Here is a 12,898-nt window from a genome sequence, read left to right as displayed (position 1 = left end):
TCCGACGGGCCGGGCAGCGCGCTGGTGCGCGGCTTCGCCGCCTGCCTGTCCGCCGCCACCGAGGTGCCCCTGGCCGAGCTCCCGCCCATGGCCGGCGAGCCGCTGCCGCACGCGCTCGGGGCATGGAAGAGCTGGCTGGCGGGCCGTTGCGCCGGCCTGGTGCCCATCGCCGACCTTGATCGCCGCGGAGGTCGTCGAGGACCTGACCGCCCGGGACGCCGCGCTGGACTTCCTGAGCACCCGGCGCTACATCCTCGCCCGCGGCATCGACGTCAACGCCCTCGTCGGCCGCGACTTCCGCATTGGCGACGTCCGCTGCCGCGGGCTCCGGCTCGCCGAGCCGTGCACCCACCTCGAGCGGCTGGCCGGGCCGGGGCTTTTGCGCCCGCTCATCCACCGCCGCGGCTTGCGCGTCGACATCCTCACCGACGTCGAGATCCGGCCCGGCTCCCCGATCACGGCCTCGAGCGGGTTCGCCCCCGCCCGCGCCCGGATCCCCCGCCCGCTCTAGGCTCGGACCCGTGCGTGCGACGACGATCTACGGCCCCCAGGACGTCCGGCTCGAAGAGGTCCCCGACCCGCGGCTGGTCCGGCCCACCGACGCGATCGTCAAGGTGGTCGCCGCCTGTGTGTGCGGCTCGGACCTGTGGCGCTACCGCGGCGTGGTGCCCGTGAAGCCGGGCAGCCGGATCGGGCACGAGTTCGTCGGCGTCGTCCAGGAGGTCGGCGACGAGGTCCGCACGCTCGCCCCGGGCGACTTCGTCGTCGCCCCGTTCTCCTACAGCTGCGGCGTGTGCGTGAACTGCCGGAACGGCATCCAGACCTCCTGCGTGCGCGGCGGCTTCTGGGGCGGGCCGGACCGGGACGGGGACCTGGTCGACGGCGGGCAGGGCGAGTACGTGCGGGCCCCGCTGGCCGACGGCACCCTCGTCAAGGTGCCCGAGGCCCCGGCCGAGGACCTGCTCGCCTCCGTCCTCACCCTCACCGACGTCCTGGGCACCGGCCACCACGCCGCCGTCCGCGGGGGCGCGGGCCCGGGCAAGGTCGTCGCCGTCGTGGGCGACGGCGCCGTGGGGCTGTGCGCGACCCTCGCCGCCAAGCGGCTGGGCGCCGAGCGCGTCATCACCTTCTCGCGGCACGCCGACCGGCAGGCCGTCGCCCGCTCCTTCGGCGCGGACGACATCATCGCCGAGCGCGGCGAGGAGGGCGCCGCGGCGCTGCGCGACCTCACCTCCGGCCCCGGCGCCGACGTCGTCATCGAGGCGGTGGGCAACCAGGCCTCGATGGAGCAGGCCATCGCCAGCGCCCGGCCCGGCGGCAACGTCGGGTACGTCGGCGTGCCCAACGGCGTCTCGCAGCTGCCGATCAAGGTCCTGTTCGGCTCCAACGTCAACCTGCTCGGCGGGGTCGCGCCGGTGCGCGCCTACATCGAGGAGCTGCTGCCCGACGTCCTGGCCCGCCGCATCGAGCCCGGCCGGGTCTTCGACCGCACGGTGCCCCTCGACGACGTCGCCAAGGCCTACGCGGCCATGGACCGGCGCGAGGCCATCAAGGTCATGCTGCGGCCCTGAGGCCGGCCGGGTGCCGCCCGCGAGGTGAACCGGGCTCAGTCGAGCAGCGTCAGGAGGTGGTCGGCGAAGCGCCCGGCCGCGCCCGGGGCGTAGGCGAGGAACAGGTCCGGCTCGATGAGCTCGAGCTCCATGAGCGCCGGGGTCCCGTCGAGGTCCACGAGGTCCACCCGGGCGTAGGCGACCTCGCCGGGCCCCGCGGCGAGGGCCCGGGCCGCCACGGCGAGCTCGGCCGGCGTCGGCTCGACCGCCCGGGTCTGCCCGCCGTGGTAACCCTGGACCCGGTAGTCGCCCGCCGCGGGCAGCTTGCTCACGGCGTGGCTGTACGCCCCGCCGAAGAACACCAGCGAGGTCTCGCCGCGATCGAGGACGGCGGGCACGAACGGCTGGACCAGCGCGTCGCCCGCGGCGGTCAGCCCGGTCAGGTGCTCCACGGCACCGGGGGCGTCGGCGGAAGCCCGGAGCACGCCGACCGCGCCGGCGGAGACGGCCGGCTTGAGGACCACCTCGCCGTCGAACCGCCCCAGCACGGCGCCGAGCTCCGCGGTGCCGGCGGGGACGTGCATCGTCGGGACGACGGGCACGCCGGCGGCGGCGAGCCGGGCGAGGTAGCCCTTGTGGGCGTTCCACCCGAGCACCTCGACCGGGTTGACGAGCGTGGATACCTCGGCGGCCTCCCTCGCCCAGGCGAGGAACTCGGCGCAGCGGGAGATGTAGTCCCAGGGGCTGCGCACCACCGTCAGCGGCGCGGCCGCCCAGTCGGTGCCGGCGCCCCACGGCCGGACCTGCGCGCGCACCCCCCGGGCGGCGAGCTCGTCGACGAGCAGCGGGGCCTCCGGGTCGTGCTCGGCATGCCCGGTGACCAGGACGACGTCAGCCGGGCCGTCGTCGGTGGCGTCGGGCGGCGGCACGGTGAGGGGAAAACGGTCGGAGGCGTTCGGCATGGGAGGACCCCACCACACCGCCACCGTCGGGCGCCAGCCCCCGTCCCGGGCGGCGCGCGTGCCGGGGTAGACCCCGGGGCGGCGCTGCCGGCGGCCGGGCCTCGGGCGGTGTGGCGAGCCGGCGGCCGGGCCTCGGGCGGTGTGGCGAGCCGGCGGCCGGGCCTCGGGCGGTGTGGCGTGCCGCCGTCAGGCCTCGGGCGGCGTGGTGTGCCGGCGTCAGGCGGGGGGCCGGCTCCGCAGCCGCTTGCCCACGTCGCGGACCAGGACGACGGCGGCGGCCAGCGCGCTCTCCATGGGCTCGGCGGCGGTGTCGAGGCCGGCGAGGATGGCGTGCGCGCGGGCGGCGAACCCCTCGGGGGCCCCGGGCAGGCGGTCGGCGGCGGCGATGGCGCCGCGCTCGTCCACCAGCCAGCGCCCCGCCCGGCCGTGGATGGCGTGGGCGCACATGAGCAGGGCCCGGGCCAGGCAGGCCGCGACGTAGGTGGTGTCGTGGCGGGGCACGCCCCGGTGCGCCACCTCGACCAGGAGGTTCGCCTCCCACAGCGAGGCCACGAGCGCGTCGGCCAGCGCCTCGGGGTAGTCCTGGAACCGCTCGTGCCACACCGCCAGCTCGCCGGTGGGGTCGGCCAGCACGACGCCGAGCGCCAGCTCGCCGACGTAGGCGAAGTCCGGCACCCCCAGCGGATGGCCCACCGCGTGGTGGAAGCCGAAGGTGCCGTCCCGGGCGTCGTCCCAGGCGCGCAGCACCCGGGCGAGGTCGCGGTAGCTCCAGTCGACGACGACGCCGCCCACGTGCAGCCAGGCGCCGCCGTCGGCCCACCGCCCCCACTCCCCCGGCGCGGTGACGGTCGCGGTGGGCCGGTCGACCTCGCGGGCGATCGTGCCGAGCGCCGCGATGTCGAGCGGGGGCCGGTAGTACAGGGCCAGCTCGACGTCGGCACCGGGGTGGTGCTCGTCCCGGGCCCGGCTGCCGCCGAGGACCGCGCCGACGACCCCCTCGACCCCGGCAAGCCGCTGCGCGAGGCCCTCGAGCGCCTCGCGGCCGAAGGCGGGGCCGCTCGTCACGGCTCGATTGTGCGCGCGCCGCCACGGCGGGGCGAGCCGGTTCCGGCTCATCCGCCGAAACGGCGCCCGGCTCATCCGCCGTAGCCGAGTGCCGAGCGGGCCAGCCTGCCCCAGACTGTGCACGTGCGCACCGTGGGGGTCGAGGAGGAGCTCTTCCTCGTGGAGGTCGGCAGCGGGCGTGCGCTGGGGGCGGCCGGTCGGGTCCTCGCCCAGGCGGAGGCTTCGGGCACGGTCCGGCTGCCGGGCGACGGGCCCGGCGGCGAGCTCGTCCACGAGATGTCCGAGCAGCAGGTGGAGGCCGACACCCGGCCCCACACGAGCATGGCGGCGCTCGAGGCGGAGCTGCGCGCCTGGCGGGCGACGACGGCCGAGGCGGCGCGGGCCGTGGGCGTCGCGGTGGCCGCGCTGGGGACCTACCCCGCGGCGGTGGAGCCGCAGGTGGTCCGCTCGCCCCGCTACGTCGCCATGATCGAGCGGTTCGGGATGGTCGGTCGCCAGCACCTCAGCTCCGGCTGCCACGTGCACGTCTCGGTCACCGACGCCGAGGAGGCCGTGGCGGCGCTCGACCGGGTCCGGGTCTGGCTACCGGTCCTGCTCGCGCTCACCGGCAACTCCCCCTTCTGGCAGGGCGAGGACACCGGGTTCGCGAGCTACCGCAACCTCGTCATGCACCGGTGGCCCTCCACCGGGCCCATCGAGACGCAGGGCTCGGCCGCCGCCTACGAGTCGCTGGTCGCCCAGATGGTCGCCACCGGCGTGCTCCTCGACCGCGGGATGATCTACTTCGACGCCCGCGCCTCGCACCGCTTCCCGACCGTGGAGATCCGCATCGCCGACGTGTGCCTGCACGCCGCCGACGGCGCCATGGTGGCGGCGCTGTGCCGCGCGCTGGTGGAGACCGCGGCCCAGGAGTGGGCCGCCGGGGAGCCGCCGCCGCCGATGCCCGGCGTGGTGCTGCGCCTCGCCACCTGGCAGGCGGCGCGCGAGGGGCTCGACGGCGTGCTCCTCGACCCCCTCACCGCGTTGCCGCGGCCCGCCACCGAGGTGGTCACCGCCCTCCTCGAGCACGTCCGCCCCGCGCTGCGCGGCCTGGGCGACGAGGCCCTGGTCGAGGCGCGGATGGCCACGGTGCTGCGGCGGGGCACCGGCGCCCGGCGCCAGCGGGAGGTCCTGCGGCGCACCGGGAACCTCGCCGCCGTCATCGACGACGCCGTCCAGGTCACCGCGGGCGCCACGGACTGAGCGTGTCGCGGCTCAGGCCGCGCGGTCGGCGCCCTCCGCACGGCGCCACGTCAGCGCCGCACCGTCACGCTGCAGCCGCAGCTCGTCGCCCTCGATCGTGACCTGGTGCTCGGCGCCCAGGCGCTCCGTCAGCGCGGCGGCGGGCAGGTCGAAGGTGAGGGTGCCGGCGCCCTCGTCGAGGCGGACGGGGCCGGCGGACGCCAGCGGCGCGGCGGCGTCGGTGTCGGCCAGCTGGACGGCGGCGTACCCGTCCGGGGTGACGAGCAGCAGCCCCTCGGCGCCGTCGTCCGGCCCCACCAAGGTCCAGGTCCCGACGAGCTGGTCACCCAGGCTCAGCGGGAGCCGGTCGCTGCGATCGCGCACCGGGTTGCTCACTTCGGACATGTCCGTCCCCCTCCATGGACAAGCGGTGCGGCCGCACCCGGAGTTCGGGCGTGCCGCGCAAGAGCCCCGGCGGTAGCCGGGCCCTGCGCATCTTCGCACCTCACGGGCCCGGCCGCCGCGCCGTCCCGGAGCGCGGCGGGTCTCACACCACCCCCGTTGCGCGCTGGCCGTCCGATTCTTCGGGCGGTTCGCGGCTCATGAGGGGCGCGCCCCGGCAAGATGACCAGTACCGCCGACGACGGCGCGCGGCGCCCCACGCCGTCGCCAGCGGCGGCGCCAGCCGGAGGACCGGGACCGAGGGAGCCGCGATGGACGAGGAGTGGTTCGAGCGTCTGTTCCGCGCGCACGCCCCGCGCGTGCACCGCTACCTCCTGCGCCGTGCGCCGTCGGACGCTGAGGACCTGGCCGCCGAGGTCATGGCCATCGCCTGGCGACGTCGTGCGGACGTGCCGACCGGCGCGGAGCTGCCCTGGCTGTACCGCACGGCCGGACACGTGCTGGCCAACCACCGCCGCCGCCGGCACGCCACGCCCAGCGGCCAGCCCCCGCCGGAGGCCCACGACGTCGACCCCGCCGAGCTGGTCATCGCGGACCAGGCCGTGCGCGCCGTCCTCGCCGCGCTCTCCCCACGAGACCGCCAGGTCCTGCTGCTGCACGCCTGGGAGGGGCTGACCGCGGAGGACCTCGCGGCGGTGCTCGGCATCAGCCGTGGCGGCGCCGACGCCGCCCTGTCCCGGGCGCGGGCCCGGCTGGCGGCCGCTTGGGACGCCTGAGGAAGCCGGGCCGGCCCACATACGGAAGACGCCGGTGCAAGATTCGCGGGTCACGGCACATATGCGGGGTAGACGGTCCGGCGCCTGCCGGGCGCGACCCGCAGGAGGCCGACGTGACCCACCGCGAGAACACCGACGACCCGCTCGCCAGACTGCGCGCGGCCGACCCGGCCGCGAGCGCCCCGACGGACCTGGCGCGCCTCCGCGAGGCGGTCGACGCCCGCCTCGGCGGCGACCGCCAGGCCGGCGCCCCTCCCGGCGCCGTCGTGCCCCTGCCCGCCGCCCGCACGCGCCGTGCGGGATGGGTCCGGCTGGCCGCCGCGGTGGCCGGCGCGGCCGTCGTGGGAGCCGGCGGCTTCCTGCTCGGGCGGTCGGAGCCCGCGGCGCCGCCGATCGCGCTGCCGGCGATCGGCTCGTCCTCGGCAGGGCCCGCCCACGAGCGGGGCGCCGCCGCGGACGCCGCGACGATGCTGTGGCCGCCGGCGACCGGCCGCACGGTGTTCCGCGGCGAGGGCCTGCCGACCGCGGACGGGCGCGCGGCGGCCTGGGCCTTCGACGCCCCGGCGGTGCTCACCGCCGAGCGGGTGGGAGCGGTCGCGGCCGCGCTCGGCGTGACCGGCGACCCGCAGGTGCGCGACGGGGTGTGGCAGGTCGGGCCCACGGACGGCACGGGCGCCTCCCTCAGCGTCTTCCCCGACGGGCAGGCCGGACTGAGCTACCACGACCCGGCGGCGGACCCGTACCGGTGCCCGGGCGGGACGGAGCCCGCCATGCCCGTCCCCGGCGGGACGGAGCCCGCGCCGGCGGACGGCGGGGCGGGACCCGCGCCGGCCGACGGCGCGGGCACCTCCGGCTCGGTCGGCGGCTGCCGGACGGAGACGGAAGCCGGTCCGGACGCCGCGGCCGCCACCGCCCGGGCGCGCGACCTGCTCGCCGCGATGGACCTCGACCCCGACGGGTTCGAGTACGAGGTGCCGGGCGCCACCGAGCCGGTCACGACCGTGCTGGCGCACCAGGTGGTGGCCGGTCAGCGGACCGGCGTCCAGTGGCACCTGGGGCTCAGCGGCGCCGGGGTGGTGTCCGCCTCGGGGTCGCTCGCACCCCTCGTGGGCCTCGGCGACTACCCCGTGGTCGCCCCGGCGGCGGCGGTGGAGCGGCTCATGGACCCGCGCTTCGGTCCCCTCGGCGGCATCTCGATGCTGCCGGCCGGCGCGGCGGTGGAACCGCAACGCGCCCCGGACTCCCCCGTCGGCTCCGCGTCGGCCCCGGACACCCTCGTCGGCCCCTCGTCGGCCCCGCCCCCGGCGACCGCCCGGCCCGGCGCGCCGGTGGCCTGGCCGGTGCGCGAGGTGACCGTGACCGGAGCGCGCCTCGGGCTCACCGCGTACACCGACCCCGACGGCACCGCCCTGCTCGTGCCGGCCTACGAGCTGACGTCCGACGACGGGACCTGGTCCGTGCTGGCGGTGGCCGAGGAGGCGCTGGACCTGGCGCCCTGATCGTCGGCGGGCAGCAGCACGGTGGTGAGCAGCCGCCGGGTGCGCCCCGCGCCCGGACGGTTCTCCTGCAGCGGGCGGACCGCGTCGCGGACCGCGGTGAGCAGGGCGACGACCTCCTCGTCCGTGGCGTAGAAGCCCGCGTGGCGGTAGCCGACCTGGTCCCGTCCGAGGTCGACGTCCCCGCGGGCCAGGTAGCGGTCGAAGTCCCCCAGCAGCCCGGCGACGAAGGTCGTGAAGGCCGCCCGGTGCTCGTCCGGGCCGAGCCGAGCCGCCTCCTCCGGGCCCACCGCGGCCCGCTCCGGCCGCAGCCGGTAGGTCCGCTCGACGGCCCCGCGCACCCGGCGCTCCGCCGCCACCTCCAGCACCCCGCCCGCCGCGAGCGCCGCCACCTGGCGGTACAGCGTGGCCGGCGAGACGTCGGTGAGCCGGGCCCGCAGGTCCGCCGTGGTCAGCTCCCCCTCGCCGAGGAACGCCTGGACGATGCGCAGACGCACCGGGTGCAGCAACAGCTCAGCGCTTCCCATGTGGACTCCCTCCGCCCTCAACCCTCTCATGCTTGACACCATTCTCACTTCTGGGAATGATGGCGTCAACAGCCCGACCATGGAGGCCCCGATGCGCGAGACCACCCTGACCTTCCCCTCCGGCGACCTCACCCTCGCCGGGACCGTGGCAGTGCCCGAGGGCGCGGGCCCGTGGCCCGCCGCGCTCCTGGTCAGCGGCAGCGGCCCGATCGACCGGGACGGCAACCACAAGCGCCTGCGCCTGGACATCCAGCGCCAGCTCGCCGCCGCGCTGGCCGACGCCGGCGCCGCGACCCTGCGCTACGACAAGCGCGGCGCGGGCCAGAGCGGCGGGTCGTTCCTGGCCACCGGGTTCTGGGACAACGTCGACGACGCCGCAGCGGCCCTCGCGGCGCTGCGGAGCCAGGCCGGCGTCGACGCCGACCGGGTCCTCGTCGTCGGGCACAGCGAGGGCGCGCTCGTGGCCACGGCCCTCGCCGGCCGCGGCACACCGCTCGCCGGGCTCGTGCTGCTCTCCCCCGCCGCCCGGCCGGGCGAGGAGACCCTGCGCTGGCAGGCGCACGCCCTCGAACCGAGCCTGCCGGCCGTGCTGCGGGGCGTCTTCCGGCTCATGCGCACCGACTTCGTCGCCCAGGTGAGCAAGAACCACCGCAAGATCAAGGCCACCCGCACCGACGTGGCCTGGGTCGGTGGCCAGCGGCTCAACGCCCGCTGGTTCCGCGAGTTCCTCGCCTACGACCCGCGCGCCGACCTCGCCACGATCACCGCCCCGGTGCTGGCCGCCACCGGCGACCACGACGTCCAGGTCCCGCCCGAGGACCTCGAGACTCTCGCGGCCCTGGTCCCCGGCGACGTCGAGACCGTCCTCGTGCCGGACCTCAACCACATCCTGCGGCACCAGACCGGAACCCCCACCCTGAAGACCTACAAGACGGACGTGCGCCATCCGGTGGACCCGCGGGTGAACGAGCTGCTGACGTCCTGGGTCACTCGCCGGGTTGCCTCGCCCGCCTGAGTCGTGGTCGTGGCCCGGTGCCCGGTGCGCGGCCGCCGATCTGCGCCGCCCCCGCCGGGACATCGGCCCGCTCACGTCCCGATGCACGCATGCGGGCCGCTCCCTAGCCTGGGAGCGACCCGCATGCTCAAGGAGGACAGCATCGGTGGGCCGCCGAGGACGACGGCGCCGGGTACCGCCCGCGGGGGCCCGCCAGTCGCACGGCGGGCGCGTCCCGCCCGCCGAGGTCGGTCAACCGGAGGTCCTGATGTCCACCAACCCCTCGCTCGCCGGTCAGCCCACCCGCACCGCCGTCCAGACCGCGGCACTCGTCTTCGGGATCGTCTTCCTCGTGGTCGGCATCCTCGGCTTCATCCCCGGGATCACCACCCACTACAGCCTCCTCGCCATCGCGGGGCAGGAGTCCTCGGCCCTGCTGCTCGGGGTCTTCCAGGTCTCGATCCTGCACAACATCGTCCACCTGCTGTTCGGCATCGTCGGCATCGCCCTGTCGCGCTCGGCCCCCGCCGCGCGCGGCTACCTCATCTGGGGCGGCGTGATCTACCTGGTGCTGTGGCTCTACGGGCTCGTCATCGACCAGGCGACCGCGGCCAACTTCGTGCCGGTCAACACCGCCGACAACTGGCTGCACTTCGTGCTCGGCGTCGTGATGATCGTCCTCGGCGTCTCGCTCACCCGCCGCAAGGCCGCCCCGGGCGCCGCCGGCTACGTGCCGTGAGGCGAGCCGTCGCGGCGTGAGACGCCGTCCTGTGGCGCGTCCGGGGCCGAGGTGTCCTCCCCCGCGCGGGACGGGACGCCGTCGTCGTCGTCGTGGTGGAACCAGCCGTGGGACTCGCGGAGGCTGCGCGAGCGCGCCTCGTCGGCCTCGCGCCGGCGCGCGGAGCGCTCGATGGCGCGGGCGTCGCGCACCGGCACGCGCACGCCCCGGTCGGCGTGGATGCCGGACCGCAGCTGGCGGCCGCGCTCAATCTCGGCGTCGAGCTCGGCCCCGAGCAGCAGGGACATGTTGATGATCCACAGCCAGACGAAGAAGACGACGACGCCGGCCAGCGCGCGCCCGTAGGTGATGCTCAGCCGCCCGAAGGTCTCGATGTAGAAGTTGAACGCGTAGGACGCCGCCGCGCCGAGGCCGAGGGCAAGCACGGCCCCCGGGGAGATCCACCGGAAGCGGGGGTGGCGCACGTTCGGCGTGGCGAAGTAGAGCAGGGCCACCACGAGGATCGCCGCGACGAGCAGCGCCGGCCACCGGGCGACCTCCCAGACGACGAGGGTGATCTCCTGCAGGCCGAGCACCTGCCCGACGGCCCGGGCCACGGGGCCGGAGACGAAGAGCAGGACGGCGACCAGCGCGGCGAAGGCCACGAGGATGACCGTGGTGACCAGGTGCCACAGGGTCAGCTTCCACAGCGGCCGGCCCTCGGCCACCCCGTAGATCTGGTTCATCGCCCGGCCGAAGGAACCGACGTAGCCCGACGCCATCCACAGCGCGGTGGCGAGCCCGATGACCAGCGACCAGCCCGCCCCCGGGTGGCGCAGGACGGCGAGCACGGGCTCGCTGACGGTGGCGAGGGCCTGGTCGTCGGGCACGAGGATGCGCAGGACGTCGAGGATCGCCTCGGTGCTCGCGCCCTGGCCGAGGACGGCGAGCACGGAGGCGAGGGCGACGGCCAGTGGCGGGAGGGACAGGACGCCGAAGTACGTCAGGCCGGCCGCGCGGTCCCAGCAGTCGTGGGAGAAGAAGTCGCGCACGGCCTTGCCGAGCATGAAGCGGGGCGAGGGGCGCCGGCCGGGCACGGCGGGCTCCACCCGGCGCAGCGGCGGGCCCGGGTAGCCGACGTCCTGCGGCATCTCGCCCTCCTCCTCAGGCGGTGGCGCGGCCGGCCGTGCGGCGACGCCGCCGGTGCCCAGACAAGCACGGCTGGCGGGACGCCGCGCGCCGGACCGACCCGGCGGCCGGCCCGGGGAGGGGGCCGATAGCCTGGGCCCATGAGGTGGAAGCCCTGGCGGCGCCGGCCCGTCCGCCCCGAGGTGGTCGGCCTCGTGCTCAGCGGCGGCGGGTCGCGGTCGGACTTCCAGATCGGCGCGCTGCGCTACCTCTACGACCGCGCCGGCATCACCCCCCAGGTCATCGCGGGCACGTCGGCCGGCGCGATCCTCGGCTCGGTGCTGGCCCAGTCGGGCGAGCACGACGGCCAGCGCCGGGCCCTGGACCACCTCGAGCGCATCTGGCGCGCCATGCGCGAGGACGCCGACATGTTCACCGAGCAGGAGTGGTACCGCCGGCTGGGCGAGCGCGGCCCGGAGTGGGTCAAGGCCTTCTCCCGGCAGCAGCGCCGGCAGGGCTCCCTCGGGCGGACCTTCTCGCGGGTGGCGAACCGCGCCACCCACTACGCCGGGCCGCCCTTCCGCCGCGGCGCGGCGGCCGCGGTCGTCCCGGACGGCGCGGCAGCAGCCATCCCGGACGGCGCGGCGCCCACCTCCCCCGGCGCGGCCCTGCCCTCGGCCCTCACCCCCGACAGCCCAGCGAGCCCGTCGGCGCCGAGCCCGGCCACGGCGACGTCGCCCGCGCACGCCCTCGCCGCCGGCGCCGCCCGGGAGGCGGTCGAGGCCGACCGGCCGACGGCGGGGAGCAGCTGGAACCCCATCAACGTCGTCGAGATCCTCACCGCCCTGCGCGAGGCCGGCCGGGCGCGCCCGGACCTCGAGGTCATCGTCCGCGGGGCCCGCCGCGAGCGGTCGATGTACCGCCCCGGCCCGATCGTCGAGCGGCTCCTCGACCCCGAGGTGTTCCATCCACAGCGGGTGGCGACCTCGGGAGTGAAGCTGCGCGTCGCCGTCGTCGCGCTGGAGTCCGGCGAGCTGCGCTACGTCACCGAGACGGGGCGGCTGGTGGACCGGTCCGACGCGCCCGTGCCCGGCGTGGAGCCCCTGCCGCTCGTCGACGGAATCGTCGCCTCGTGCGCCATCCCCGCGGTCTTCCCGCCGGTGCGCCTGGGCGAGGAGCACTACGTCGACGGCGGGGTGCGCGAGTCGCTGCCGGCGGAGATCGCGCTCGAGCACCTCGGGGTGACCCGGTGCTACGCCGTCGTCTCCTCCCCGCCCGGGGTGCCGCGCCAGGAGAGCTACGCCGAGAAGGACATGCTCTCGATCGTGCTGCGCAGCACCGCCGGCATCATGTCCGACGAGGCGCTGCGCGACGAGGTGGCCTACGCCCGGGCGGGCGGCTGCGTCGTCGTCGCGCCCGAGCTCGACGTCCACGACGCGCTGACCATCGACCCGGGCCTGGTGGCGATCGCCATCGACTACGGCTACCTGCGGGCGGCGGAGGTGTGCGAGGGCGCGACCGCCGAGCAGGCGCAGCTGGTCCGCGACATCGTGGCGCTGCGCCGGCAGATCTGGCACCACGAGGCCGAGCTGCTCGCGCCGGTGGTGCAGGCCTCCGGCGACGGGGCGGTGCGCGCGGGCCGGCACGAGGATCGCGAGCGAAGCGGCGCGGGGCGGGACCGGACCGACGCCGACGCCGACGCCGACGCGGACGCACCGGACCTCACCGAGCTCGTGGCCCTCAAGCACCGGCTGCGGGCGCTGGTGGACCAGGCGCCCCAGGACTGGCTGCCGCCCGGCGCGCACGACTGGTGGCGCACCTTCGAGGCCCACCCCTGGGAGCCGGCGGTCCCCGCGGCCTGGGCCTGAGCCGCTCCGATGACGGCGTCGCCCCCTGGCCGGTGACGGCTCCCCCCAGCACGGCCCGCTGGGCTACGCGTCGGGTGCCTCGTAACAGCCCGCACACCGAGACCGGGACGGCGCAGTGGTGGTGCGGACAACGGGTTGCCGCTAGGCTTCCAAAAGTTTCGGCTAGCCGAAACTCTTATTTCGTTGCACCG

Annotated in this window: 13 protein-coding genes; 8 read left to right on the top strand and 5 right to left on the bottom strand. The window is 76.6% G+C overall.

What is annotated here, in order from left to right; genetic code table 11:
* The first annotated feature begins 175 nt into the window (after positions 1-175).
* Both GD970_RS10700 and GD970_RS10695 read left to right on the top strand, forming a co-directional pair.
* Positions 176-511 carry a hypothetical protein gene (locus tag GD970_RS10700; protein WP_152202877.1) on the top strand — a complete coding sequence of 112 codons (336 nt, stop codon included), beginning with the start codon at positions 176-178 and terminating at the stop codon, positions 509-511.
* A gap of 10 nt (positions 512-521) precedes the next feature.
* Positions 522-1,571, top strand: a complete 1,050-nt coding sequence (locus GD970_RS10695) for a zinc-dependent alcohol dehydrogenase family protein (RefSeq protein WP_152202876.1) — start codon at positions 522-524, stop codon at positions 1,569-1,571.
* A 35-nt stretch (positions 1,572-1,606) separates the two neighbouring features.
* On the opposite strand, the gene GD970_RS10690 is transcribed toward GD970_RS10695, so the two are convergent.
* On the bottom strand, positions 1,607-2,512 hold the full coding sequence (locus tag GD970_RS10690; protein ID WP_152202875.1) for an ATP-grasp domain-containing protein: 906 nt from the start codon (positions 2,510-2,512) through the stop codon (positions 1,607-1,609).
* Positions 2,513-2,728: 216 nt separating this feature from the next.
* Positions 2,729-3,577 (bottom strand): nucleotidyltransferase family protein, encoded by an 849-nt coding sequence (locus GD970_RS10685; RefSeq protein ID WP_152202874.1) that lies wholly within the window; start codon positions 3,575-3,577, stop codon positions 2,729-2,731.
* A 123-nt stretch (positions 3,578-3,700) separates the two neighbouring features.
* On the opposite strand from GD970_RS10685, the gene GD970_RS10680 reads away from it, so the two are divergent.
* Entirely contained in the window at positions 3,701-4,819 is a 1,119-nt protein-coding gene (locus GD970_RS10680; RefSeq protein WP_152202873.1) for a glutamate--cysteine ligase, read from the top strand.
* Positions 4,820-4,831: 12 nt separating this feature from the next.
* Here the strand turns inward: GD970_RS10680 and GD970_RS10675 are convergent, their stop codons facing one another.
* On the bottom strand, positions 4,832-5,203 hold the full coding sequence (locus tag GD970_RS10675) for a lipocalin-like domain-containing protein (protein ID WP_152202872.1): 372 nt from the start codon (positions 5,201-5,203) through the stop codon (positions 4,832-4,834).
* A gap of 308 nt (positions 5,204-5,511) precedes the next feature.
* Here GD970_RS10675 and GD970_RS10670 point away from each other — a divergent pair, with 308 nt between their 5' ends.
* Positions 5,512-5,976, top strand: a complete 465-nt coding sequence (locus GD970_RS10670) for an RNA polymerase sigma factor (protein WP_152202871.1) — start codon at positions 5,512-5,514, stop codon at positions 5,974-5,976.
* A 113-nt stretch (positions 5,977-6,089) separates the two neighbouring features.
* Entirely contained in the window at positions 6,090-7,475 is a 1,386-nt protein-coding gene (locus tag GD970_RS10665) for a hypothetical protein (RefSeq protein WP_152202870.1), read from the top strand.
* On the opposite strand, the gene GD970_RS10660 is transcribed toward GD970_RS10665, so the two are convergent.
* Positions 7,400-7,999, bottom strand: a complete 600-nt coding sequence (locus tag GD970_RS10660; RefSeq protein ID WP_152202869.1) for a helix-turn-helix domain-containing protein — start codon at positions 7,997-7,999, stop codon at positions 7,400-7,402. The genes GD970_RS10665 and GD970_RS10660 overlap by 76 nt on opposite strands.
* A 91-nt stretch (positions 8,000-8,090) precedes the next feature.
* On the opposite strand from GD970_RS10660, the gene GD970_RS10655 reads away from it, so the two are divergent.
* Positions 8,091-9,014, top strand: coding sequence for an alpha/beta hydrolase (locus GD970_RS10655; protein ID WP_152202868.1), 924 nt, complete (start codon positions 8,091-8,093; stop codon positions 9,012-9,014).
* A gap of 247 nt (positions 9,015-9,261) precedes the next feature.
* The gene (locus tag GD970_RS10650; protein ID WP_152202867.1) at positions 9,262-9,732 is read left to right on the top strand and encodes a DUF4383 domain-containing protein; all 471 of its coding nucleotides are present in this window, start codon (positions 9,262-9,264) and stop codon (positions 9,730-9,732) included.
* Here GD970_RS10650 and GD970_RS10645 read toward each other — a convergent pair.
* Positions 9,720-10,862: a YihY/virulence factor BrkB family protein gene (locus GD970_RS10645; protein ID WP_152202866.1), complete on the bottom strand. Its 1,143-nt coding sequence runs from the start codon at positions 10,860-10,862 to the stop codon at positions 9,720-9,722. The genes GD970_RS10650 and GD970_RS10645 overlap by 13 nt on opposite strands.
* A gap of 138 nt (positions 10,863-11,000) precedes the next feature.
* Between GD970_RS10645 and GD970_RS10640 the strand changes: the two genes are divergently transcribed.
* Entirely contained in the window at positions 11,001-12,707 is a 1,707-nt protein-coding gene (locus tag GD970_RS10640) for a patatin-like phospholipase family protein (protein ID WP_152202865.1), read from the top strand.
* Positions 12,708-12,898: the final 191 nt, after the last annotated feature.

The sequence above is a fragment of the Georgenia thermotolerans genome (assembly GCF_009193185.1).
In the GTDB taxonomy this organism is placed as follows: domain Bacteria; phylum Actinomycetota; class Actinomycetes; order Actinomycetales; family Actinomycetaceae; genus Georgenia; species Georgenia thermotolerans.
This window is presented reverse-complemented; position numbering and strand designations above follow the sequence as displayed.